The organism is Vibrio sp. 10N.261.54.E10, assembly GCF_002877735.2.
In the GTDB taxonomy this organism is placed as follows: domain Bacteria; phylum Pseudomonadota; class Gammaproteobacteria; order Enterobacterales; family Vibrionaceae; genus Vibrio; species Vibrio crassostreae_C.
This window is the reverse complement of sequence record NZ_MCXE02000001.1, coordinates 2,450,720-2,473,611: the sequence shown is the minus strand read 5'-3', so window position 1 is coordinate 2,473,611 and position 22,892 is coordinate 2,450,720. Positions and strand designations below refer to the sequence as shown.

The following is a 22,892-nucleotide window of genomic DNA, read 5'->3' as shown; positions in this document are numbered from 1 at the left end:
CTCATTCAACCAATTTCAGGTTAAACATGACGACAAATTACATTTTTGTTACTGGCGGGGTTGTATCCTCTCTAGGTAAAGGTATTGCTGCAGCATCTCTTGCGGCTATTTTAGAAGCTCGTGGTCTTAAAGTGACTATGATGAAGCTTGACCCTTACATCAACGTTGATCCAGGCACTATGAGCCCGACTCAGCACGGTGAAGTGTTCGTTACGGAAGATGGCGCTGAAACAGACCTTGACCTTGGTCACTATGAGCGATTCATTCGCACCAAGATGACTAAGCGTAACAACTTCACTGCAGGTCGTGTTTACTCAGACGTACTCGCTAAAGAGCGTCGCGGTGATTACCTAGGTGCAACTATTCAGGTTATCCCACACATCACTAACTCTATCAAAGAGCGTGTAATTTCTGGCGCAGCTGGCCACGATATTGCGATCGTTGAAGTTGGTGGTACGGTTGGTGATATCGAATCTCTACCATTCATGGAAGCGATTCGTCAGCTAGCAGTAGAACTAGGCCGTGAACGCGCAATGTTCATGCACCTTACTCTAGTGCCATACCTAGCAGCTGCGGGCGAAGTGAAAACTAAGCCAACGCAACACTCTGTAAAAGAGCTACTGTCTATTGGTATTCAGCCAGACATCCTAGTTTGTCGTTCAGACCGCAACATTCCTTCGAACGAGCGTAAGAAAATTGCTCTGTTCTGTAATGTGCAAGAAAATGCAGTTATTTCTATGCGCGATGTTGACTCTATCTACAAGATCCCTCAGCTTATTAAAGCTCAAGGTACTGATGAACTTGTATGTAAGCGTTTCGGCATCACAGCTCCAGAAGCAGACCTGTCTGAATGGGAACAAGTAATTTACGAAGAAGCTAACCCAACGGGTGAAGTGACGATTGGTATGGTTGGTAAGTACATTGAACTACCAGACGCATACAAATCAGTAAATGAAGCGCTAAAACACGCGGGCTTGAAAAATCGCCTAAGCGTTAATATTAAATACGTAGATTCACAAGACGTTGAGTCTCGTGGCGTAGAAGTTTTAGAAGGCCTAGATGCAATCCTAGTTCCTGGTGGCTTTGGTGACCGTGGTGTTGAAGGTAAGATTCTTGCTGCTCAATACGCTCGTGAAAACAAAGTACCGTACTTAGGTATCTGTCTAGGTATGCAAGTAGCACTTATCGAGTACGCTCGTAACGTTGCGAAAATGGAAGGGGCACACTCTTCTGAATTCTGTACTGAAACTAAGTACCCAGTTGTTGGTCTTATCACTGAGTGGACTGATGGCGAAGGTAAAGTTGAAGAGCGTACAGAAACATCTGACCTTGGCGGCACAATGCGTCTTGGTTCACAGCTTTGTCACCTAGCGAAAGGGACGAAAGCTTACGAATTATACGGTAGCGCGACGATCCATGAACGTCACCGTCACCGTTACGAAGTGAACAACAATCTTCGTCCACAAATCGAAAAAGCGGGCCTAAAAGTATCGGGTCTATCTGCGGACAAGAAACTGGTTGAAGTTATTGAGAACCCGAACCACCCATGGTTCGTTGCTGCTCAATTCCACCCAGAGTTCACTTCAACACCTCGCGATGGTCACCCATTGTTTGCAGGTTTCGTTAAAGCGGCTGGTGAGTTCCAGCGCGGCGAGTTAGAGAAGTAAAAAGGAATACAGGTAGCTGCGTAAGTTGTGCTGCTACCTTTAAATTTGACATTTATATATTCAACGAGAAGGAAACATTCAATGTCTAAGATCGTTAAAGTTCTAGGTCGTGAAATCATCGATTCACGTGGTAACCCAACTGTAGAAGCTGAAGTACACCTAGAAGGCGGTTTCGTAGGTATGGCTGCTGCTCCATCTGGCGCATCTACTGGTTCTCGCGAAGCTCTTGAGCTACGTGACGGCGACAAATCACGTTTCCTAGGTAAAGGTGTTCTTAAAGCTATTGAAGCTGTAAACGGCCCAATCGCTGAAGCTCTAGTTGGTACTGACGCTAAAGCACAAGCTGACGTTGACCAAATCATGCTTGACCTAGACGGTACTGATAACAAGTCTAAGTTCGGCGCGAACGCTATCCTAGCTGTATCTCTAGCTAACGCAAAAGCTGCTGCTGCTGCGAAAGGCATGCCTCTATACGAGCACATCGCTGAGCTAAACGGTACTGCTGGTCAGTTCTCTATGCCTCTACCAATGATGAACATCATCAACGGTGGTGAGCACGCAGATAACAACGTTGACATCCAAGAGTTCATGATCCAACCAGTTGGCGCTAAAACTCTTAAAGAAGGTCTACGTATCGGCGCTGAAGTATTCCACAACCTAGCTAAAGTTCTTAAGTCTAAAGGCTACAGCACTGCAGTTGGTGATGAAGGTGGTTTCGCTCCTAACCTTAAGTCTAACGCTGAAGCTCTAGAAGTTATCGCAGAAGCTGTTGCAGCTGCTGGTTACGAACTAGGTAAAGACGTTACTCTTGCTATGGACTGTGCAGCATCTGAGTTCTTCGACAAAGAAGCTGGTATCTACAACATGAAGGGCGAAGGTAAAACTTTCACTTCTGAAGAGTTCAACCACTACCTAGCTGAGCTAGCGAACAACTTCCCAATCGTTTCTATTGAAGACGGTCTTGACGAGTCAGATTGGGATGGCTTCAAGCACCAAACTGAACTTCTAGGCAACAAACTTCAAATCGTTGGTGACGATCTGTTCGTTACAAACACTAAGATTCTTGCTGAAGGTATCGAGAAAGGCGTAGCTAACTCTATCCTTATCAAGTTCAACCAAATCGGTTCTCTAACAGAGACTCTAGCTGCTATCAAGATGGCTAAAGACGCTGGCTACACTGCAGTAATCTCTCACCGTTCTGGCGAAACTGAAGATGCAACTATCGCTGATCTAGCGGTAGGTACAGCTGCAGGTCAAATCAAAACTGGTTCTATGAGCCGTTCTGACCGTGTTGCTAAGTACAACCAACTTATCCGTATCGAAGAAGCTCTAGGTTCTAAAGCTCCTTACAACGGTCTTAAAGAAGTTAAAGGTCAATAATTCGTCCTATTTGGCACTGTAGCTGCGTTAACTGCAGAAGATTCACTAAGTCACATAGGAAACTATGCTCCATAGCTGAATCTTCTTTGTTGCCTTGCTACAGCACCAACTAGTTAGAATTATGCACTAATACTTTTGAATGCCTCGCTTATGCGGGGCATTTTTTTGCCTGTAAAAATGATGGGAAGAAGCTCTAGGCTCTAAAGCTCCTCCTTGTCACATATAAAGTTCGTCATTCCCTAGACTGACGAAGGAAGGAGTAGGGAATCTCATTGTTTTCCTGACAATGACTCCCCGACTTATTGATTCCCTGACACCACATATCTCGCACCAATAAGCTCATTATGGTATATATGTGCCTTATTCTAGTTCCTTCTTTTTCAACCGGCGAAAGGTGTTATGCGAATTTTTGCTTTAGTACTGCTCATAGTGTTTGGCTGGCTACAACACACACTGTGGCTCGGTAAAAATGGTATCTCTGATTACTACGGTGTGAACAACGAAATCCAAGTTCAACAGCAAGTAAATGAAAAGCTGCATATTCGAAATGCAGAAATGTTTGCTGAAATTGACGATCTACGCCAAGGCTTAGACGCGATAGAAGAACGCGCACGTCATGAACTTGGAATGGTCAAAGAAGGTGAAACGTTTTATCGCATCATTGGTGAGGAATCCCATTAATGTCGACTCAACTTCAAAGCGTGATTGCCGTTGTACCTGCGGCGGGCGTCGGTAGCCGAATGAAGGCAGACCGCCCTAAGCAATATCTCAAGATTCACGGCAAAACAATTTTAGAGCACACCATTGAGAAATTACTGTCTCACCCACAAGTCGCTCAAATTGTCGTTGCGATCAGCGATGATGACCCATACTACCCAGATCTAGCACTCAACCTGAACCCGCAAGTGATCAGAGTGTCAGGCGGAAGCGAGCGAGCGGACTCTGTACTCTCTGCGCTAAACTATATCGCTGAGCAGCAGCTTAGTGATTGGGTAATGGTTCACGATGCGGCAAGGCCGTGTGTTCAGCTAAGTGATATCGACAAGCTAATTTCCGGCGCGATGAGCCATGATGTGGGCGCTATTTTAGCGGCTCCAGTTCGTGACACGATGAAGCGCGGTGCCCAAGGGCAGATCGAGCATACCGTTGAGCGTGCCGATTTATGGCATGCACTTACGCCGCAAATGTTCAGAGCAAAGCCTCTGTGGAAGGCATTAAGTGAGGCGTTGCAACAAGGCGCTTCAATTACTGATGAAGCCTCAGCCTTTGAATGGAAAGGTTTATCGCCCGCTTTAGTGGCGGGGCGTTCAGATAATTTTAAGATTACTCAGCCTGAAGATTTAGCGCTTGCTGAGTTCTATTTAAGTCAGAATAAGGAATAATGATGATTCGTATTGGCCATGGCTTTGATGTACATAAGTTTGGTGGTGAAGGCCCGGTAATTATTGGTGGCGTGAGCGTCCCTTATGAACAAGGTCTTATTGCACACTCAGACGGTGATGTTGCCCTACATGCGTTATGTGACGCTCTATTGGGTGCGATTGCTGCGGGTGATATTGGTCGTCATTTCCCTGATACCGATGACGAATGGAAAGGTGCGGATAGCCGTGAGCTACTGAAAGATGTTTATCGTCGAGTAAAAGAGCAAGGCTACGTGATTGGTAATGCCGATATTACTATCATGGCGCAAGCACCAAAAATGGCGCCTCATATAGACTCTATGTGCCAAGCTATTGCACAAGACTTAGAAACCAGCATCAGTAATGTGAATGTAAAAGCGACGACCACAGAGCGTTTAGGTTTTACAGGTCGCAAAGAGGGCATCGCATGTGAAGCGGTGGTCCTAATTACCAAAAGTGCGTAAGCACCAACACGAAAAGAACAGCATGTCAGATATTTTATCTTCATTGGCTTATCTAAACGGTAAACCAACTGCGAAAGCAAAACTAAAAGCAAAAGCCGAACACTTTGTCGTTAATGAAGACTTGGGTTTTGAATTTACCGGCGAAGGCGAGCATCTCATGGTTCGCATCCGTAAAACGGGTGAGAACACGAGCTTCGTGGCCAATGAGCTGGCTAAAGCTTGCGGTGTTAAGTCGAAAGACGTGAGCTGGGCGGGTTTGAAAGACCGCCACGCTGTGACAGAGCAGTGGTTGAGTGTACACCTACCAAAAGGTGAGCCTGACTTTTCAGGGTTCTTAGCACAGTACCCAAGCATTGAGATCTTGGCGACAGCAAGACACAACAAAAAGTTACGTCCGGGTGATTTAGTTGGCAACCAATTCGAGCTGACTTTGTCTGAAGTAACAGACTGTGATGATGTCGTAAAACGTTTGGAAAAAGTCGCTCAAGTCGGTGTGCCAAATTACTTCGGTGCTCAGCGTTTTGGTAATGAAGGTAACAACTTATCTGAAGCTCGTCGTTGGGGCCGTGATAACGTTCGTACTCGTAACCAGAATAAGCGCAGCTTGTACCTTTCTGCGGCTCGCTCGTGGATTTACAACCTGATCCTGTCGGACCGTATTGAGCAAGATGCGTTTGCATCGGCATTGGTTGGCGATATTGTCATGAAAGACGGCGCTCAACTGGCAGTAACAGCAGACAACATTGAAGCTGTAAACCAAGACATTGCGAACGGTTCTGCTTTGATAACTGTTGCTTTGGCTGGCGATAATGCCTTACCAACGATTGATGAGTCTCAAGCGTTAGAGCAAAAACATCTTGATTCTGAACCTGACCTAATGGCGCTGATTCGCGGTAACCGCATGCGCCATGACCGTCGTGAAGCATCGTTAAAACCAACCGATTTAACTTGGGAAGTGAACGAAGATAATGTCACTCTTAAGTTCTCTCTAGACGCAGGTTGTTTCGCAACCGCTATCGTTCGAGAGTTGGTTGAAGAAGTACACGTAGAGAGAACCTACGAGCAATAACGATTCTGCTTGGAGCTGAGTCACTTGATATTGGAATTTAAGTGACTTGGATTAGCATGGGAACAAAAGAAAGGATACAAGATGAAGATTTTACTCAGCAATGATGATGGTGTGCACGCTCAAGGTATTCATGAGCTAGCAAATGAATTACGTGATCTTGCTGAAGTTATCATTGTGGCACCTGACCGAAATCGCTCAGGTGCTTCAAATTCATTAACTTTAGAACAACCTTTGCGCGTTCAAGAAATTGCAGAAAATACCTACTCGGTACAAGGCACGCCGACCGACTGTGTGCATTTTGCGTTAAATGAACTGCTCAAGAACGATATGCCCGATCTGGTTTTAACGGGTATTAATCACGGTGCTAACCTTGGTGACGATGTGCTTTATTCAGGCACAGTCGCAGCCGCAATGGAAGGGCATTTCTTAGGCGTTCAATCGGTGGCATTTTCATTGGTGGGTAAAAAACATTTTAAGACAGCGGCAGCGATTGCTCGTCGTATCGTCGAACAACATTTAGTCAACCCAATCCCAACTAATCGCCTGTTAAACGTCAATGTGCCTGATTTGGCTTTAGAACAACTCTCTGGTACTCAAGTTACGCGCCTCGGTGCTCGTCACCACGCTGAAGATATGATCAAGCAAAAAGACCCGCGTGGTCACGATATCTATTGGCTTGGCCCTCCGGGTAAAGAGCAAGATGCCGGTGAAGGTACCGATTTTTACGCGATTGAGCATGGCTTTGTGTCGGTAACACCGTTGCAGGTTGATCTGACGGCGCATGAGTCGTTGGGTGCGATGGCAACATGGTTAGGGGAGAAGTAAGTGAGTAATCCGCAAGCTGAGCGTTTAATTACTTTCCTGATTGAAAATGGTATTCAGGATCAAAAGGTTCTTGATGCGATTTACCAACTGCCGAGAGAGAGCTTTTTATCACAGGCGATGTATCACCAAGCCTATGATAATAATGCGCTGCCTATCGGTCAGGGTCAGACAATCTCACAGCCATACATTGTTGCTAAAATGACAGAGCTACTTGAATTACAACAAGATAGCCGTGTCTTGGAGATCGGAACGGGTTCTGGTTACCAAACTGCGGTATTGGCTCAACTTGTTGATCATGTGTATTCGGTTGAAAGAATAAAGTCGCTACAATGGGATGCCAAGCGTAGGTTGAAGCAACTCGATTTCTACAATATCTCAACTAAGCACGGTGATGGTTGGCAAGGTTGGTCTTCAAAAGCCCCTTTTGATGCGATTATTGTCACCGCCGCTGCAGAGTCGATTCCTCAAGCGCTTCTGCAACAGCTGAAAGATGGCGGTCGTTTACTGATTCCAGTCGGTGATGACGAACAGCAACTATTGAAGATCGTTCGACACGGCGATGAGTTTTTATCGAGTGTTATCGAGATGGTGAGATTTGTACCTCTTGTTCCTGGTGAGCTAGCTTAATAAAAGACTAATGGTGTAGGTGGATAGAGAGTCGATGCGTTCGAAGTTGTTAAAAGGAAGTACTTTACTGCTTAGCTGTGCCCTTGTTGGGTGTGCAGCGAATTCGCCTGCGCCCGTTTCAAACCTAAACAAGAATTACTCATCGATTGATCGTGGTAGTTATCGTGGCAGTTACTATGAAGTTAAAAAAGGCGATACGCTTTATTTCATTGCTTATGTCACCAATAAAGACGTTAAAGACCTCATCGGTTATAACAAGTTGTCTGCTCCTTACACTATCCACCCAGGGCAGAAGCTTAAGTTATGGCGTCCTAGCTACAACGCGCCAGCGTATGGTAAGTCAACGGTAGCGGCAGCAGCAGTTGCTGCGCCTGTCGCCGCATCCACAACGTCATCTGCGGCAAGTAAACCGAAAACCACATCGCAAAAGAGCAAAAACTCTAAACCGGCTCCAGCTCAAACTACCACCAAAGTGGTGAAAAAAGATCCACCAAAGAAGGTTGAACAATCCAAATCAAAGGAGTATGTTGGTTCTAAAGGTAAACAGAATGTTACACCGCCCACCAAACCAACAAGTGATAAAGTATCCAAATGGTTATGGCCAACTAAAGGGAGAGTAATCAAGAGTTTCTCTGTAGGCGAACAAGGAAATAAAGGCATAGACATAGCAGGACAGCGAGGTCAGCCAATAGTATCTACTGCAGGGGGAACGGTTGTTTATTCGGGTAATGCATTACGAGGCTACGGCAATCTAGTGATTGTGAAGCATAATGATAATTACTTAAGTGCATACGCGCATAACGACCGACTATTAGTATCTGAAGGGCAAAGTGTGAAACCAGGGCAGAAGATTGCAACAATGGGAAGCTCTGGAGCCAGCAGTGTTAGGCTGCACTTTGAGATTCGTTACCAAGGTAAGTCCGTTAATCCAAAACGATATTTGCCTTAAATACAATATGCAAATAATACATATTGTATGGAGTGACATAGTCATTTAGCGACATATAAAGTTGTGATGTCATGCTAATTTCGCCAGGGGGAGGCGTTATGAGTATAAGCAATGCAGTAACCAAAGAAGAGTTCGATCTTGACCAAGCAACCACGGAACCGGAAGCTCTTGGAAAAGCAAAACGAACAGTCACTAAGAAAACCGAAGCGAAAGAAGAAGTTGAAGTTACGTCTAAAAGTTTAGATGCCACTCAACTCTACTTAGGCGAAATTGGTTTCTCACCACTACTAACCGCTGAAGAAGAAGTGCTATATGCACGTCGAGCTCTACGCGGTGATGAAGCAGCACGTAAACGCATGATCGAAAGTAACCTGCGTTTAGTGGTCAAAATTTCACGTCGTTATAGCAACCGCGGCCTTGCACTTCTCGATCTAATCGAAGAAGGCAACCTAGGTTTGATTCGCGCCGTAGAGAAGTTTGATCCAGAGCGTGGCTTCCGCTTCTCAACTTACGCGACATGGTGGATTCGTCAAACCATTGAACGTGCGTTAATGAATCAGACTCGCACTATCCGTTTGCCAATCCATGTTGTGAAAGAGCTGAACATCTACCTACGTACTGCAAGAGAGCTATCACAAAAGCTTGACCATGAACCAACGGCAGAAGAAATTGCTTCTAAGCTAGATAAGCCGGTTGGTGATGTGAGCAAGATGCTTCGTCTAAACGAAAGAGTGAGCTCTGTTGATACGCCAATTGGTGGTGACGGTGAGAAAGCGCTGTTGGATATTATTCCAGACATCAATAATTCAGATCCTGAGGTTTCAACTCAAGATAGCGATATCAAGAACTCGTTGATTTTCTGGCTTGATGAGCTGAATCCTAAGCAGAAAGAGGTGCTTGCGCGTCGCTTTGGACTACTGGGTTATGAACCGTCAACATTAGAAGAAGTGGGCCGCGAAATCAGCCTGACTCGTGAACGTGTTCGTCAAATCCAAGTTGAAGGTCTTCGCCGTCTACGTGAGATTCTTATCAAGCAAGGTCTGAATATGGAAAACCTGTTCAACGTAGAAAACGACTAATTGAACGGATGATGCTTCTCTAAATAGAAGACAAATAAAAACGCTGACTTTAAGTCAGCGTTTTTTTGTTTGTGGCTTTGGTATTTCATGCCGTCTAATCAAAATAGCAGTACGGCCATAACAAGCTACTTGGTAAGAAACTAAAGCAGCTTCTTCAAGCGGTAAAGTTCTTCTAATGCTTGGCGAGGAGTTAGATCATCAGGATCAACATTCGCTAGCGCTTGCTCTACTTCACTCGGTTCTGGGATCAGGCTCAGTTGGTTTGCGATATCGACACCGCTTGGCTTCGATGTTGGCGACTCCATACTTAACGCTTCTAACTGAGTCAGCTTCGCACGAGCATTCTTGATCACTGCTTTCGGTACGCCAGCTAAACCTGCAACCGCTAGACCATAAGATTTACTTGCAGCACCTTCTTGAACTGCGTGCATAAAGGCAATGCTATCACCATGTTCAACCGCATCTAAGTGTACGTTTGCTAAAGTTGGAAGTTGGTTAGGTAGTTCAGTTAGCTCAAAGTAGTGCGTTGCAAACAGTGTCATCGCATTGATTTGATTGGCTAGCCACTCTGCACTTGCCCAAGCCAGAGACAGGCCATCGTAAGTACTGGTACCACGACCGATTTCATCCATTAGCACAAGGCTGTTTGGTGTTGCATTGTGCAGGATATTTGCGGTTTCTGTCATCTCAACCATGAAGGTTGAACGGCCAGAAGCCAAATCATCGGATGCGCCAATACGCGTAAAGATACGGTCGATAGAGCCGATGGTTGCGCTTTCTGCAGGAACATAACAACCGATATGAGCCATCAATGCGATGAGTGCCGTTTGGCGCATGTAGGTCGATTTACCACCCATGTTGGGACCCGTGATGATCAGCATCTTACGTTGATCATTCAGGTCGATAGGGTTAGCAATGAAAGGTTCGTCCATCACTTGTTCAACAACAGGGTGACGACCGGCCTGAATTTGTACGCCAGCAGACTCTGTCATGGTTGGACGACAGTAATCAAGGGTATCTGCACGCTCAGCCAAGTTCTGTATAACATCAAGCTGAGATACTGAAGAGGCGATATTTTGTAGGCGCTCTAGATACGGCAGTAGTAAGTCAAACAACTCTTCCCACAGCTGTTTCTCGATAGCGAGTGCTTTCGACTTAGAGTTAAGTACTTTGTCTTCGTGCTCTTTTAGCTCAGGAATGATGTAACGCTCAGCATTTTTCAGCGTTTGACGACGAACATAGTGTGGCGGCACAAGATGGCTTTGCCCACGGCTTACTTGAATGAAGAAACCATGTACGTTGTTGTAGCCAACTTTTAGCGTGTCGATGCCATGACGTTCACGCTCTTCTTGCTCAAGCTTATCAAGAAATTCAGTTGCGCCTGCTGCAAGGTCGCGCCATTCGTCTAACTCGGCATTGTAGCCTTCTGCAATCACACCACCGTCACGGATAACCACCGGTGGGTTCTCTTTGATTGCACGTTCAAGCAGCTCAGAAACCTCATCCACAGGAGAAGCATATTGAGCAAGTTGAGTTAGGTATGGGTGCTTCAGTTGCGTCAGTGTTTCAGCAAGCTCTGGCAAATATTCCATTGCTTGGCGAAGACGCGCCATATCGCGAGGGCGAGCAGAGCGAAGTGCTAATCGAGCGAGAATACGTTCGATATCACCAATCTGTTTTAAGGTTGGCTGTAGTTCTGTGAATAGAGCCAAATCTTTCATTTCACCAATTGCATCTAAGCGCCGATCGAGTGCAGATATATTGCGCATTGGTTGATGTAACCAACGCTTAAGCATACGGCTACCCATTGCTGTCGCAGTGTGATCAAGTACTTCGGCAAGGGTGTTATCAGTACCACCCCCAAGATTTTGCGTGATCTCCAAATTACGACGAGTTGCAGCATCAAGGATCACCGAGTGATCTTGTTTATCCATCGTGAGTGAACGGATATGAGGGAGGGCAGTACGTTGGGTATCTTTCACGTATTGGATCAAACAACCAGCCGCACATAGACCCAGTTTCGCGCTTTCTACGCCAAAGCCAACCAGATCGCGAGTACCAAACTGCTTATTCAATTGCTGCTTAGCGGTGTCTAATTCAAATTCCCATACAGGGCGGCGGCGGTTGCCATTACGGCTTGCCATTAAATCGACGGGTTCGAAATCTTCAGGGAACAGCAGCTCACGCGGAGAGGTTCTTTGTAGCTCAGCGGCCATCGCTTCTTCTGTTTCTGGCTCGCAAAGTTGGAATCGGCCAGAGGTAATATCAAGTGTCGCATAACCGAATTTACCGTTGTGGTGATAAATGGCTGCAATTAGGTTATCAACGCGTTCAGAAAGCAAGGCTTCGTCGGTTACGGTACCCGGTGTCACGATACGCACTACTGCGCGCTCAACAGGGCCTTTTGAAAGTGCTGGATTACCAATCTGTTCACAAATTGCTACGGACTCACCAAGTTGCACTAACTTTGCAAGGTATCCTTCAACCGCATGGTATGGAACACCTGCCATCGGAATCGGTTCACCATTTGATGAGCCACGCTTAGTCAGTGAAATATCGAGGAGTTGAGAGGCTTTTTTAGCGTCATCGTAGAAAAGCTCGTAGAAATCGCCCATGCGGTAGAACAGCAGAATTTCTGGGTTTTCTGCTTTCAGTTTTAGATACTGCTGCATCATGGGAGTATGTTTTTGATCGGCTTTCACAGTTAACTTCTTTCGTTTATTTCTATTGCGGCTTAGGATACGTGAAAGCGTTTCGTGCGAAAAGCGGCTGATGCGAAAAGATGCGAATCCAAATGATATGACAGTAAATAAAGGGAAGCAGATGATGCAGATGACTCAAGACCTTAGTGAGCAGCTTGGACATTTACTCGCTAAACACAAACACGTGTTAGTGACGGCTGAATCTTGCACTGGCGGAGGTGTCGCGAGTGCAGTCACCGATATTGCGGGCAGCTCTGGGTGGTTTGACCGCGCTTTTGTTACGTACAGCAATGAAGCCAAACAAGAGATGATAGGTGTACAACTTAAAACCTTAATGGAGTTCGGCGCCGTGAGTGAGCCTGTCGTAATAGAAATGGCGAGCGGGGCATTGCAACATTCAAACGGGACGATCTCTGTATCAATCAGTGGCATCGCTGGCCCAGGTGGCGCGACCGAAGATAAGCCTGTTGGTACAGTATGCTTCGCGTGGAAAGCGCTAAATGGCTGGGATAAAGTAGAAACGCATGTATTTACAGGCGACAGATCACAAGTACGCCAACAAGCCACGCACCATGCCCTGCAAGTTATTTATGATTACCTATCAATGGAAGGTAAGTAACATTTGTACAAATTATTTTCATACAGGTATAGACACTGTATGAATCAACAGTATAATGAAAGCCAATTAGTCACCCCTATGTGGGTTAGAAATAGATTCTAGATCGCTTGTTGAGACAACCGATTATGTGGAGATAGAAATGGACGAGAATAAACAAAAAGCGTTAGCCGCAGCCCTTGGTCAGATTGAAAAGCAATTTGGTAAAGGTTCTATCATGCGTCTTGGTGATAACCGCACAATGGACGTAGAAACTATTTCTACAGGTTCTCTATCTCTAGATATCGCACTAGGTGCTGGTGGCCTACCGATGGGACGTATCGTAGAAGTTTACGGTCCAGAATCATCAGGTAAAACAACGCTAACGCTTGAGCTTATTGCTGCAGCACAGAAAGTGGGAAAGACGTGTGCATTCGTTGATGCGGAGCACGCACTAGACCCTATCTACGCTCAAAAGCTTGGTGTTGATATCGATGCACTTCTTGTTTCTCAACCAGATACTGGTGAGCAAGCGCTGGAAATCTGTGATGCACTGGCTCGTTCAGGTGCAATCGACGTTCTTGTTATTGACTCAGTAGCAGCCCTAACACCAAAAGCAGAAATCGAAGGCGAAATGGGCGACAGCCACATGGGTCTTCAGGCTCGTATGCTTTCTCAAGCAATGCGTAAGCTGACGGGTAACCTTAAGCAGTCTAACTGTATGGCTATCTTCATTAACCAAATTCGTATGAAAATTGGTGTGATGTTCGGTAACCCAGAAACAACAACAGGTGGTAACGCACTTAAGTTCTACGCATCTGTTCGTCTTGATATTCGCCGTACTGGTGCGATTAAAGATGGTGATGAAGTTGTTGGTAACGAAACTCGTATCAAGGTCGTTAAGAACAAGATTGCTGCACCATTCAAACAAGCTGAGACTCAAATCCTTTACGGTAAAGGCTTCAACCGCGAAGGTGAGCTTATCGACTTAGGTGTTAAGAATAAGCTAGTAGAAAAAGCAGGCGCTTGGTACAGCTACAAAGGCGATAAGATCGGCCAAGGTAAAGCTAACGCTGGTAAATACCTACGTGAAAACCCAGAAGTTGCTCTAGAGATCGATACTAAACTTCGTGAGTTACTACTGACTCCTGCTGTTCTTGAAGAGAAAGACGTAGAGAAAGAAGAAGAAAACGAAGAGCTATAAGCTCACGTTTTATAGAGTGGATGTTTGAAAGAAGCATCCGCTTTGAAAGAATTTAAAGCCTCGCATATTTTATGCGGGGCTTTTTTATTGGATCTGCTCCGTCGAGCATGTCTTTGGTCAAATCTCTCTCGTTGACTGAGTTTCTTCGGTACTAGGTCGTCAATTTAGTTCTGCTTTTCCACGGCAAGATATAGTGGAATATTCTTCATTTTATCGAATTCCCACTAAAATCCTGCCCAAGGGTGTCTTTTCTACAAGAAAACTAGTCGAAGCCTTAACCATGATCTACAATACGGCAAAATTCTAACTCGACTATTTTCAGGAAGAGCTGCATGTACATGAGCACTGATGAGGTTCGCAACGCGTTCCTTAAGTTCTTTGAGAGCAAAGAACACCAAATCGTAGACAGTTCATCGTTAGTTCCACATAACGATCCAACCCTGCTATTCACTAACGCAGGTATGAACCAATTCAAAGATTGCTTCTTAGGCGCCGAAAAGCGTGCCTACACTCGAGCAACTACGGCTCAGCGTTGTGTACGTGCGGGTGGTAAACACAATGACCTTGAAAACGTAGGTTTCACGGCTCGTCACCACACGTTCTTCGAAATGCTAGGCAACTTCAGCTTTGGCGACTACTTCAAAGAAGAAGCGATTGGATTTGCTTGGGAATTCCTGACTGAAACTCTTCAACTGCCAAAAGATCGTCTACTGGTAACGGTATACGAGACAGATGATGAAGCATTCGATATCTGGAACAAGAAAGTAGGTGTTCCTGCTGACCGTATCGTTCGCATTGGCGACAAAGAAGGCGGTAAACAGTTCGAGTCTGATAACTTCTGGACGATGGGTGACACAGGTCCTTGTGGTCCATGTACTGAAATCTTCTACGATCACGGTGAGCACATCTGGGGCGGCCGTCCTGGTACACCTGAAGAAGATGGTGACCGTTTCATCGAGATCTGGAACAACGTATTCATGCAGTTCAACCGTCACGCTGACGGCACAATGGAACCGCTACCTAAGCCTGCTGTAGATACAGGTATGGGTATTGAGCGTATTTCTGCAATCATGCAGGGCGTTCACTCTAACTACGAAATTGATGTATTCCAAAAGCTAATCAAAGCGACTGCGGAAGTTGTTGGTCATGACGATCTATCTAACCAATCGCTACGCGTTATTGCTGACCACATCCGTTCTTGTTCATTCCTAATTGCTGACGGTGTTATGCCTTCAAACGAAGGTCGTGGCTACGTTCTACGTCGTATCATCCGTCGTGCAGTTCGTCACGGTAACAAGCTTGGCGCACAAGGCGTGTTCTTCCACAAACTTGTGGGCGTACTGGCTGAAGTGATGGGCTCTGCGGCAGATGAACTTAAGAAACAGCAAGAGCTGGTTGAAAAAGTACTTCGCATTGAGGAAGAGAACTTTGGTCGTACGCTAGAGCGCGGCATGGTTATTCTTAATGACGCACTAGATGCACTTGAAGGCAAAGAGCTTGACGGCGAAACAGTTTTCAAACTTTACGATACATACGGCTTCCCAGCTGACCTTACTAACGATGTAGCTCGCGAACGCGATTTTACTATCGATGAAGAAGGCTTTGAGAAGGCGATGGAAGCACAGCGTAAGCGTGCACGTGAAGCTGGCCAATTCGGCACGGATTACAACGCGACAATCAAAGTAGACACCAATACTGAGTTCTGTGGTTACACAGCAACTGAAGGTGCTGGTGAAATCTCTGCGCTATTCGTTGACGGCGAAGAAGTATCTTCACTATCGGCTGGCGACAAAGCAATCATCATCCTTGAAGAGACACCATTCTACGCTGAGTCAGGCGGTCAATGTGGTGATGCTGGTACACTAAAAACAGCGTCGGGTCTTTTCAAAGTACAAGACACTCAGAAGCTAGGTAACGCATTTGCGCACCACGGTGAGCTAGTTGAAGGTGTATTTGCTAAGGGCGATAAAGTAGAAGCAACGGTTGACGCTGAGCGTCGAGCTGCTATCTCACTAAACCACTCTGCCACTCACTTACTTCACTCTGCATTGCGCGAAGTGCTAGGTGAGCACGTTGCTCAGAAAGGTTCTTTAGTTAAGCCAGATAACCTACGTTTTGACTTCTCTAACCTTGAAGCGGTAACACCAGCACAGATTAAAGAAGTAGAGCGTCTAGTTAACGCACAAGTTCGTAAGAACCATGTGATTGAAACGAACATCATGGACATCGAGTCAGCGAAAGAAAAAGGTGCAATGGCACTGTTTGGCGAGAAGTACGATGATGAAGTTCGCGTTCTATCTATGGGCGATTTCTCGACTGAACTTTGTGGTGGTATCCACGCAAGCAACACGGGTGATATCGGCCTATTCAAGATCACTTCTGAAGGTGGTATTGCTGCGGGTATTCGTCGTATTGAAGCGGTAACGGGTGAAGCTGCTCTAGATGCAGTAGAAGCTCAGGCTAACGCTTACGAAGAGAAATTGGCTGAATCAGCTAAGAAAGCGAAATCGCTAGAGAAAGAAATCCAACTGCTTAAAGAAAAGATGGCTGCTGCAGAAAGCGCAAACATCATGGGCAAAGTAGAAGACATCTCTGGTACTAAAGTTTTGGTTGCTGCAATTGAAGGCGCAGACAACAAGAACCTACGTACTATGGTTGATAACGCTAAAAACCAAGTAGGTAGCGGCATCATCCTGATTGCGAATATCGCAGACGGTAAAGTTGGCTTGATTGCTGGCGTAACCAAAGACCTTATCGGCAAAGTAAAAGCGGGTGACCTCGTTAAGATGGTTGCTGAGCAAGTTGGAGGTAAAGGCGGCGGTCGTCCAGATATGGCTCAAGCGGGCGGTACCGACGTTGAAGCACTGCCAGAAGCACTTAAATCTGTGCGTACTTGGCTAGAAGAGCGTCTTTAAGCTTAAGTAATTGATACAAAGATGCCCAATCAGTTGATTGGGCATCTTTTATTTTGCCTATTGGAAGTGTGTTTAAACAAGGTTTGATTGAGATTAACCAAGAAGTCTAATGGTGGCGTTAGACTCCTTGGTTAATTTTTTATTGCTTCGCCCTGACGCGGAGTATGTGTTTTTTTGTCATATATAGACATTGGTCTTGGGAAGGTGAGGACGGGTGAAAATGCCTCTTATCGTGCAGAAATTTGGTGGAACGTCGGTGGGTTCAATAGAGCGGATCCATCATGTAGCAGAAAAAATCATTGAAGCGAAAAATGAAGGGAACCAGATCTTGGTTGTCGTTTCTGCTATGTCAGGTGAAACAAATCGGTTAGTTAACTTAGCTTCACAAGTTGATAGTGTCCCAAACGCTAGAGAATTGGATGTGTTGTTAACGGCTGGAGAACAAGTTTCCATGGCTTTGTTGGCGATGACGTTGCACAAGTTGGGTTATGAAGCGACATCGATGACCGGTTATCAAGCCAAGATACACACCGATTCTAATCATAATAATGCGACGATTGAGCGTATTGATACCGCTCCTATTAGAGCGCTGTTAGATGATGACCAGATTGTCATTGTTGCAGGTTTTCAAGGTGTTAACGCGAAAGGTGATATCACAACCTTAGGGCGAGGTGGTTCAGATACCACGGCCGTTGCATTAGCGGGCGCGCTTCAAGCTAAAGAGTGTCAGATCTATACCGACGTTGATGGCGTATATTCCTGCGACCCTAGAGTGGTTAAGCAATCTAAAAAATTAGATACCTTAGACTTTCCCTCTATGGAAGAAATGGCTCGCCGAGGCGCTAAGGTTTTGCACCTTCCATGTGTTCAGCATGCGTGGCGACACAATGTACCACTAAGAGTACTTTCGAGTTTTGAAGAAGGCGAGGGCACTCTCATCGCGGGTAATGATTGTTTGAATGATATTGCTGGAATAGCCATTCAAAGAGATATGGTTCGCATCGAGTGTTTGAATCAAGATTTACCGTCTCTCATGTCGCATTGCCAGTTGTTAGGGATCGAAGTCTGTAGTGTGATCGAGGAAACAGAACGGGCAGCGCTCATTATCAAACCGGACATAAGTGCTAAATTAAAACTAGTTTTTGCTGAAAAAATCCGTAATAGTGAATATGTTAGTTTGTTAACTGTGGTAGGAAGCCGAACGCAAGAAATTGTGGTCAGTTCACATGGATTGTTGTCTGAAGGCGAAATTGATGTACAACATCACTTATTGCAGCAGCAGTCTTTAACTTTGGTGATATCACCAACGCAAGTCGATATAGCTGCTAACATATTACACAATGCATACATCGTAGCGCGTGAAACACAGGGTTATCTTAAAAAAGAAGTGCATTTTGGTTAAATAAACTCAATCGATAGTTTACGAAAATATAACTTTTGTTGGATAATGCTCTCGTAGCTAGATAAATTTAGAGATTACTCAAGGAGCAAAGAATGCTAATTTTGACTCGCCGCGTTGGCGAAACACTGATGATTGGTGATGAAGTAACAGTTACTGTACTAGGCGTTAAAGGTAACCAAGTACGTATCGGTGTTAACGCACCTAAAGAAGTATCTGTTCACCGTGAAGAGATCTACATGCGCATTCAAGCTGAAAAAGGTAATGGTAACGTTGCATCTGGCAACTACTAATACTTTTGCGTAGAGAAGAGGCTAGCATTGTTGCTAGCCTTTTTTGATCTTGGGGAACCGAAACACTGATTGGGACATAGATGGGTTGGATAACGGATCGGTCTCAAAGTGGTGAAGTGAATGCTTTGTGATGCTGCGAGATACAGACAAGGTTGAACAGAACTGTTGCTCTGTATTTTGTTTGGCAAAACTCAAGATTTATTCGCTTCCCCTATGGCGAAAATACGCATCCCGTAGTATTGTGCCATCAGCGGTAGCACTTGCTGCTGGAGAAATTAGATAATTGTTTTCGGCTGTTTATTATTGCCAATCTTTCACCTTAATTTTTAAGGGAAAAAGCGCGATTTGAATCTTATAAGTTCAATTTGCAAGCGCTTTGATTAAATAGCAAACGGTTGAGTGTTTTTGTCCAATTTTTTTCAATAAAGTGTTTGACATATTTTCGGTAAAACGTAATATGTGCCTCCGCAAGACGGTGAGGTGGCCGAGAGGCCGAAGGCGCTCCCCTGCTAAGGGAGTATGTGGTTTGTAGCTGCATCGAGGGTTCGAATCCCTCCCTCACCGCCATTTCTTGCGAGTCTAAAATTAGCAATTTAGACAATGTAAATGTGCGTCCTTAGCTCAGCTGGATAGAGTACCTGGCTACGAACCAGGCGGTCGGAGGTTCGAATCCTCCAGGACGCGCCATTCTCTCTTCTCTTACTTGTAAGTGATTTGAGAATAATGAATTAGGTGAGGTGGCCGAGTGGCCGAAGGCGCTCCCCTGCTAAGGGAGTATGTGGTTTGTAGCTGCATCGAGGGTTCGAATCCCTCCCTCACCGCCATTCATTACAGGCCGATGGCCTTTTTTTTTCTTCGTAGCAAGAAGAATGTGATATATTTCACAACTTCATTCTTAATGAATGAACACCGTGCGTCCTTAGCTCAGCTGGATAGAGTACCTGGCTACGAACCAGGCGGTCGGAGGTTCGAATCCTCCAGGACGCGCCACTATTTAAGGGTTTATTTCTTTTAAGAATGAAAGTCCTTGTATTGACTAAGTTGATACTAAAACCGTGCGCTCTTAGCTCAGCTGGATAGAGTACCTGGCTACGAACCAGGCGGTCGGAGGTTCGAATCCTCCAGAGCGCGCCACTATTTAGGGTTTAGTTCTTATAAGAATGTGAATCCTGATATTGATAAATCGTTCGTCGAGAATTAATATCAAAAACCGTGCGTCCTTAGCTCAGCTGGATAGAGTACCTGGCTACGAACCAGGCGGTCGGAGGTTCGAATCCTCCAGGACGCGCCACTATTTAGGGCTTCTTTCTTATAAGAACAGAAGTCCTTGTATTGAGTTGTTGTTGTTTACAACGAATTGATACTAAAACCGTGCGCTCTTAGCTCAGCTGGATAGAGTACCTGGCTACGAACCAGGCGGTCGGAGGTTCGAATCCTCCAGAGCGCGCCACTATTTAGGGTTTCTTTTATGAACCCCTGATATTGGGAATACCGATATCGAAAACTGCGCGTCCTTAGCTCAGCTGGATAGAGTACCTGGCTACGAACCAGGCGGTCGGAGGTTCGAATCCTCCAGGACGCGCCACTCTTTAGGGTTTCCTTGTGAACTCCTGATATTGGAAATACTGATATCGAAAACCGTGCGTCCTTAGCTCAGCTGGATAGAGTACCTGGCTACGAACCAGGCGGTCGGAGGTTCGAATCCTCCAGGACGCGCCACTATTTAGGGCTTTTTTCTTATAAGAATGAAATCCTTATATTGATCTCTTGTTAGTAACAATGAATTGATATTAAAACCGTGCGCTCTTAGCTCAGCTGGATAGAGTACCTGGCTACGAACCAGGCGGTCGGAGGTTCGAATCCTCCAGAGCGCGCCACATTATTAGAAAAAGCCTCGTTTATACGAGGCTTTTTTTATGTCTGCTGCAAATTTGTTGCGATAATGTTAAATTTGTTAGTTGTTTAACTTGTTGTATTTAAAGTAGTTCTTGATTGCTTCTTTGTTATTCCACCTTTCTCATATCAATTCCCAGAAAAGCCCCGTTTAAGTCACAGTTTAAATATCTAAAAATGACGTATTTGACAGATTTATGTGATCTGATAGGCGAATAATTAACCTTATGTGTGCGTTATCCGTAACAGAACCTTAAACAAAATTGACAAACTTTTACCAATCGAGATAATCCATGGGTCGGGATCACTATTCGCTGAAATCCTGTACGTATGTCAGGATGACGAAGAAAGGAAGCAACATGACTAATATTGGAAGCCTGCTAGGAGATGCGGCGACTCTAATGATAACGGGGATGTCCGTTGTCTTTATTTTTCTAACTATTCTAGTTTACCTCGTTCGGTTGATGTCAAAACTGGTACCAGAAGAAGTACCAGAGCCGATCGCAGCACCTAAAAAAATTCAAAAATCACAATCAAACCCTTCAGCTGTTAGTCCACAGGTAGTGGCAGCAATTTCGGCCGCGGTTCATCAATACCGTGCGTCTACTGCTAAGTAGCATTTAAAGGATTAAAAAGGAGTTTATGAGCATGTCTAAACCACTAGCTATCACAGATGTGGTACTTCGTGACGCGCACCAGTCACTATTTGCTACTCGTATGCGTATCGAAGATATGCTGCCAATTGCGGCAGAACTGGATAAAGTCGGTTACTGGTCACTTGAGACTTGGGGCGGCGCGACATTTGATTCGTGTATCCGTTTTCTTGGAGAAGATCCATGGGAGCGTTTACGTGAACTTAAAAAAGCGATGCCAAACACACCAATGCAGATGCTACTGCGTGGTCAAAACCTGTTGGGTTACCGTCACTACGCGGATGATGTAGTAGAAAAATTTGTTGAACGTGCCCATAAAAACGGCATGGACGTATTCCGTATCTTTGATGCGATGAATGACGTACGTAACTTTGAAAAAGCAGTGAAAGCAACGATCGACGTTGGTGGCCACGCTCAAGGTACGTTGTCTTACACAACCAGTCCGGTCCACAATTCAGATACTTGGGTTGATTTGGCTAAGCGCCTAGAGGACCTAGGTTGTCACTCACTATGTATCAAAGATATGTCAGGTTTATTAAAGCCGTATGAAGCAGAAGAGCTGATTACACGTATCAAAGCATCGTGTGACGTTCCTCTGGCACTGCATAGCCACGCGACAACTGGTCTATCGACTGCAACAGCGGTTAAAGCCGTTGAAGCGGGTATCGACATTCTAGATACCGCTATTTCTTCAATGAGCTGTACTTACGGTCATACGCCAACCGAAACGGTTGTTGCGATGTTAGAAGGTACAGAGCGCGACACGAATCTTAAACTAGACCAAATCGAACCCATCGCGGCTTACTTCCGTGATGTACGTAAAAAGTACGCGAAATGGGAAGGTCAGCTAAAAGGTGTCGATTCTCGCATCTTAATCGCTCAAGTTCCTGGCGGAATGTTAACTAACATGGAAGGCCAGCTTAAAGAGCAAGGCGCCGCCGATCGCATGGATGAAGTTCTAGAAGAGATCCCACGCGTACGTAAAGAGCTTGGTTACATTCCTTTAGTAACACCAACTTCTCAGATTGTCGGTACTCAAGCGGTTATTAACGTCTTAACGGGCGAACGCTATAAGAGCATCACGAAAGAGACTGCTGGTCTACTGAAAGGTGAATACGGTCAAGCTCCTGCTGAAGTGGATGCTGAACTGCAAGCGAAAGTTCTAGACGGTGCAGAGCCGATTACTTGTCGTCCTGCTGATTTACTTAAGTCTGAAATGGATACGTTAACGACGGATCTGTTAGAGAAAGCGAAATCAGAGGGTATCTCTCTAGCTGAAGATACGGTTGATGATGTACTGACTTACGCGCTCTTCCCACAAGTGGGTCTTAAGTTCCTTAAGAACCGTCGTAATCCTGAAGCATTTGAACCTGCACCAACGCTAGAAGTTGCGGCTCCAGTTGCTGCAGCTCCTGTACAAGCTTCTGGTGGTATTGAAAGCTACAGCGTGAAGGTTGATGGTCAAGTTTACGATGTTGAAGTTGGCCCACAAGGTGAACTGACATCGGTGGCGCCATCTGCAAAACCTGCTCAGGCTGCACCAGTAGCAGCGTCTGACGTTGAAGCGGTTCCAGCTCCATTGGCGGGTAACATCTTTAAAGTAAACGTTCAGGCGGGTACTGAGGTTTCTGAAGGCGACGTTCTACTAATCCTAGAAGCGATGAAGATGGAAACGGAAGTTCGTGCTGCTCGTGGTGGTATCGTTCAAGAATTGAATGTTAAAGAAGGCGATGCAGTTACTGTAGGCGCTCCACTACTAAGCTTAGCGTAAGGGAGTA

The 22,892-nt window shown here is 45.4% G+C and carries 18 protein-coding genes and 10 tRNA genes; 27 read left to right on the top strand and 1 reads right to left on the bottom strand.

Going from position 1 to position 22,892, the window contains the following annotated elements; genetic code table 11:
* The first annotated feature begins 26 nt into the window (after window positions 1-26).
* The 10 genes from BCU07_RS10850 (at window position 27) to rpoS (ending at window position 9,460) form a co-directional block, all read left to right on the top strand.
* Window positions 27-1,667: a CTP synthase gene (locus tag BCU07_RS10850; protein ID WP_017063214.1), complete on the top strand. Its 1,641-nt coding sequence runs from the start codon at window positions 27-29 to the stop codon at window positions 1,665-1,667.
* 81 nt (window positions 1,668-1,748) lie between these two features.
* Complete coding sequence (gene eno / locus BCU07_RS10845; protein WP_017063215.1) at window positions 1,749-3,047, top strand: phosphopyruvate hydratase; 1,299 nt, start codon at window positions 1,749-1,751, stop codon at window positions 3,045-3,047.
* A gap of 399 nt (window positions 3,048-3,446) precedes the next feature.
* Window positions 3,447-3,728 carry a cell division protein FtsB gene (gene ftsB / locus BCU07_RS10840; RefSeq protein ID WP_010435786.1) on the top strand — a complete coding sequence of 94 codons (282 nt, stop codon included), beginning with the start codon at window positions 3,447-3,449 and terminating at the stop codon, window positions 3,726-3,728.
* The gene (gene ispD, locus BCU07_RS10835; protein WP_017067355.1) at window positions 3,728-4,429 is read left to right on the top strand and encodes a 2-C-methyl-D-erythritol 4-phosphate cytidylyltransferase; all 702 of its coding nucleotides are present in this window, start codon (window positions 3,728-3,730) and stop codon (window positions 4,427-4,429) included. The genes ftsB and ispD overlap by 1 nt, the downstream gene beginning before the upstream one ends.
* Window positions 4,430-4,431: 2 nt before the next feature.
* Complete coding sequence (ispF, locus tag BCU07_RS10830) at window positions 4,432-4,911, top strand: 2-C-methyl-D-erythritol 2,4-cyclodiphosphate synthase (protein ID WP_017067356.1); 480 nt, start codon at window positions 4,432-4,434, stop codon at window positions 4,909-4,911.
* Window positions 4,912-4,933: 22 nt separating this feature from the next.
* Entirely contained in the window at window positions 4,934-5,980 is a 1,047-nt protein-coding gene (truD, locus tag BCU07_RS10825; RefSeq protein WP_102394113.1) for a tRNA pseudouridine(13) synthase TruD, read from the top strand.
* An 81-nt stretch (window positions 5,981-6,061) separates the two neighbouring features.
* On the top strand, window positions 6,062-6,805 hold the full coding sequence (surE, locus tag BCU07_RS10820; protein ID WP_017067358.1) for a 5'/3'-nucleotidase SurE: 744 nt from the start codon (window positions 6,062-6,064) through the stop codon (window positions 6,803-6,805).
* Window positions 6,806-7,432, top strand: a complete 627-nt coding sequence (locus tag BCU07_RS10815; protein ID WP_017059029.1) for a protein-L-isoaspartate(D-aspartate) O-methyltransferase — start codon at window positions 6,806-6,808, stop codon at window positions 7,430-7,432. It begins immediately after the preceding gene.
* Between the two features lie 34 nt (window positions 7,433-7,466).
* A complete protein-coding gene (gene nlpD / locus BCU07_RS10810) occupies window positions 7,467-8,381 on the top strand; it encodes a murein hydrolase activator NlpD (protein ID WP_102428519.1) in 915 nt (304 codons plus the stop codon).
* 98 nt (window positions 8,382-8,479) lie between these two features.
* Complete coding sequence (gene rpoS / locus BCU07_RS10805) at window positions 8,480-9,460, top strand: RNA polymerase sigma factor RpoS (RefSeq protein WP_017059027.1); 981 nt, start codon at window positions 8,480-8,482, stop codon at window positions 9,458-9,460.
* A gap of 140 nt (window positions 9,461-9,600) precedes the next feature.
* Here the strand turns inward: rpoS and mutS are convergent, their stop codons facing one another.
* The gene (mutS, locus tag BCU07_RS10800; RefSeq protein WP_102428518.1) at window positions 9,601-12,162 is read right to left on the bottom strand and encodes a DNA mismatch repair protein MutS; all 2,562 of its coding nucleotides are present in this window, start codon (window positions 12,160-12,162) and stop codon (window positions 9,601-9,603) included.
* Window positions 12,163-12,286: 124 nt separating this feature from the next.
* On the opposite strand from mutS, the gene pncC reads away from it, so the two are divergent.
* The 17 genes from pncC (at window position 12,287) to oadA (ending at window position 22,885) form a co-directional block, all read left to right on the top strand.
* Complete coding sequence (pncC, locus tag BCU07_RS10795; protein WP_029235458.1) at window positions 12,287-12,781, top strand: nicotinamide-nucleotide amidase; 495 nt, start codon at window positions 12,287-12,289, stop codon at window positions 12,779-12,781.
* A gap of 139 nt (window positions 12,782-12,920) precedes the next feature.
* On the top strand, window positions 12,921-13,961 hold the full coding sequence (gene recA / locus BCU07_RS10790; RefSeq protein WP_017056586.1) for a recombinase RecA: 1,041 nt from the start codon (window positions 12,921-12,923) through the stop codon (window positions 13,959-13,961).
* 332 nt (window positions 13,962-14,293) lie between these two features.
* Window positions 14,294-16,876, top strand: coding sequence for an alanine--tRNA ligase (gene alaS, locus BCU07_RS10785; RefSeq protein WP_102428517.1), 2,583 nt, complete (start codon window positions 14,294-14,296; stop codon window positions 16,874-16,876).
* 220 nt (window positions 16,877-17,096) lie between these two features.
* Window positions 17,097-18,278 (top strand): aspartate kinase, encoded by a 1,182-nt coding sequence (locus BCU07_RS10780; RefSeq protein WP_080583151.1) that lies wholly within the window; start codon window positions 17,097-17,099, stop codon window positions 18,276-18,278.
* A gap of 92 nt (window positions 18,279-18,370) precedes the next feature.
* Complete coding sequence (gene csrA / locus BCU07_RS10775; protein ID WP_004415691.1) at window positions 18,371-18,568, top strand: carbon storage regulator CsrA; 198 nt, start codon at window positions 18,371-18,373, stop codon at window positions 18,566-18,568.
* A 474-nt stretch (window positions 18,569-19,042) separates the two neighbouring features.
* Window positions 19,043-19,135 (top strand) — tRNA-Ser (locus BCU07_RS10770).
* A gap of 43 nt (window positions 19,136-19,178) precedes the next feature.
* Window positions 19,179-19,255: transfer RNA gene (locus tag BCU07_RS10765), tRNA-Arg, on the top strand.
* 44 nt (window positions 19,256-19,299) lie between these two features.
* Window positions 19,300-19,392: transfer RNA gene (locus BCU07_RS10760), tRNA-Ser, on the top strand.
* Between the two features lie 89 nt (window positions 19,393-19,481).
* A tRNA-Arg gene (locus BCU07_RS10755) sits at window positions 19,482-19,558 on the top strand.
* A 67-nt stretch (window positions 19,559-19,625) separates the two neighbouring features.
* Window positions 19,626-19,702, top strand: a tRNA-Arg gene (locus BCU07_RS10750).
* A gap of 80 nt (window positions 19,703-19,782) precedes the next feature.
* A tRNA-Arg gene (locus BCU07_RS10745) sits at window positions 19,783-19,859 on the top strand.
* An 82-nt stretch (window positions 19,860-19,941) separates the two neighbouring features.
* Window positions 19,942-20,018 (top strand) — tRNA-Arg (locus BCU07_RS10740).
* 58 nt (window positions 20,019-20,076) lie between these two features.
* Window positions 20,077-20,153: transfer RNA gene (locus BCU07_RS10735), tRNA-Arg, on the top strand.
* Window positions 20,154-20,210: 57 nt separating this feature from the next.
* A tRNA-Arg gene (locus tag BCU07_RS10730) sits at window positions 20,211-20,287 on the top strand.
* A gap of 81 nt (window positions 20,288-20,368) precedes the next feature.
* Window positions 20,369-20,445 (top strand) — tRNA-Arg (locus BCU07_RS10725).
* 375 nt (window positions 20,446-20,820) lie between these two features.
* Window positions 20,821-21,078: an oxaloacetate decarboxylase subunit gamma gene (locus tag BCU07_RS10720; protein WP_004741884.1), complete on the top strand. Its 258-nt coding sequence runs from the start codon at window positions 20,821-20,823 to the stop codon at window positions 21,076-21,078.
* A gap of 31 nt (window positions 21,079-21,109) precedes the next feature.
* Window positions 21,110-22,885, top strand: coding sequence for a sodium-extruding oxaloacetate decarboxylase subunit alpha (gene oadA / locus BCU07_RS10715; RefSeq protein ID WP_102428516.1), 1,776 nt, complete (start codon window positions 21,110-21,112; stop codon window positions 22,883-22,885).
* The last annotated feature ends 7 nt before the right edge of the window (window positions 22,886-22,892 follow it).

Bases quoted from the DNA above. Each gene is read 5' to 3' on its own strand.
- csrA (WP_004415691.1), top strand. From the start codon at position 18,371: ATGCTAATTTTGACTCGCCGCGTTGGCGAAACACTGATGATTGGTGAT.
- truD (WP_102394113.1), top strand. From the start codon at position 4,934: ATGTCAGATATTTTATCTTCATTGGCTTATCTAAACGGTAAACCAACT.
- alaS (WP_102428517.1), top strand. From the start codon at position 14,294: ATGTACATGAGCACTGATGAGGTTCGCAACGCGTTCCTTAAGTTCTTT.
- pncC (WP_029235458.1), top strand. From the start codon at position 12,287: ATGCAGATGACTCAAGACCTTAGTGAGCAGCTTGGACATTTACTCGCT.
- oadA (WP_102428516.1), top strand. From the start codon at position 21,110: ATGTCTAAACCACTAGCTATCACAGATGTGGTACTTCGTGACGCGCAC.
- eno (WP_017063215.1), top strand. From the start codon at position 1,749: ATGTCTAAGATCGTTAAAGTTCTAGGTCGTGAAATCATCGATTCACGT.
- ftsB (WP_010435786.1), top strand. From the start codon at position 3,447: ATGCGAATTTTTGCTTTAGTACTGCTCATAGTGTTTGGCTGGCTACAA.
- nlpD (WP_102428519.1), top strand. From the start codon at position 7,467: ATGCGTTCGAAGTTGTTAAAAGGAAGTACTTTACTGCTTAGCTGTGCC.
- ispF (WP_017067356.1), top strand. From the start codon at position 4,432: ATGATTCGTATTGGCCATGGCTTTGATGTACATAAGTTTGGTGGTGAA.
- BCU07_RS10850 (WP_017063214.1), top strand. From the start codon at position 27: ATGACGACAAATTACATTTTTGTTACTGGCGGGGTTGTATCCTCTCTA.
- surE (WP_017067358.1), top strand. From the start codon at position 6,062: ATGAAGATTTTACTCAGCAATGATGATGGTGTGCACGCTCAAGGTATT.
- BCU07_RS10720 (WP_004741884.1), top strand. From the start codon at position 20,821: ATGACTAATATTGGAAGCCTGCTAGGAGATGCGGCGACTCTAATGATA.
- recA (WP_017056586.1), top strand. From the start codon at position 12,921: ATGGACGAGAATAAACAAAAAGCGTTAGCCGCAGCCCTTGGTCAGATT.
- ispD (WP_017067355.1), top strand. From the start codon at position 3,728: ATGTCGACTCAACTTCAAAGCGTGATTGCCGTTGTACCTGCGGCGGGC.
- BCU07_RS10780 (WP_080583151.1), top strand. From the start codon at position 17,097: ATGCCTCTTATCGTGCAGAAATTTGGTGGAACGTCGGTGGGTTCAATA.
- rpoS (WP_017059027.1), top strand. From the start codon at position 8,480: ATGAGTATAAGCAATGCAGTAACCAAAGAAGAGTTCGATCTTGACCAA.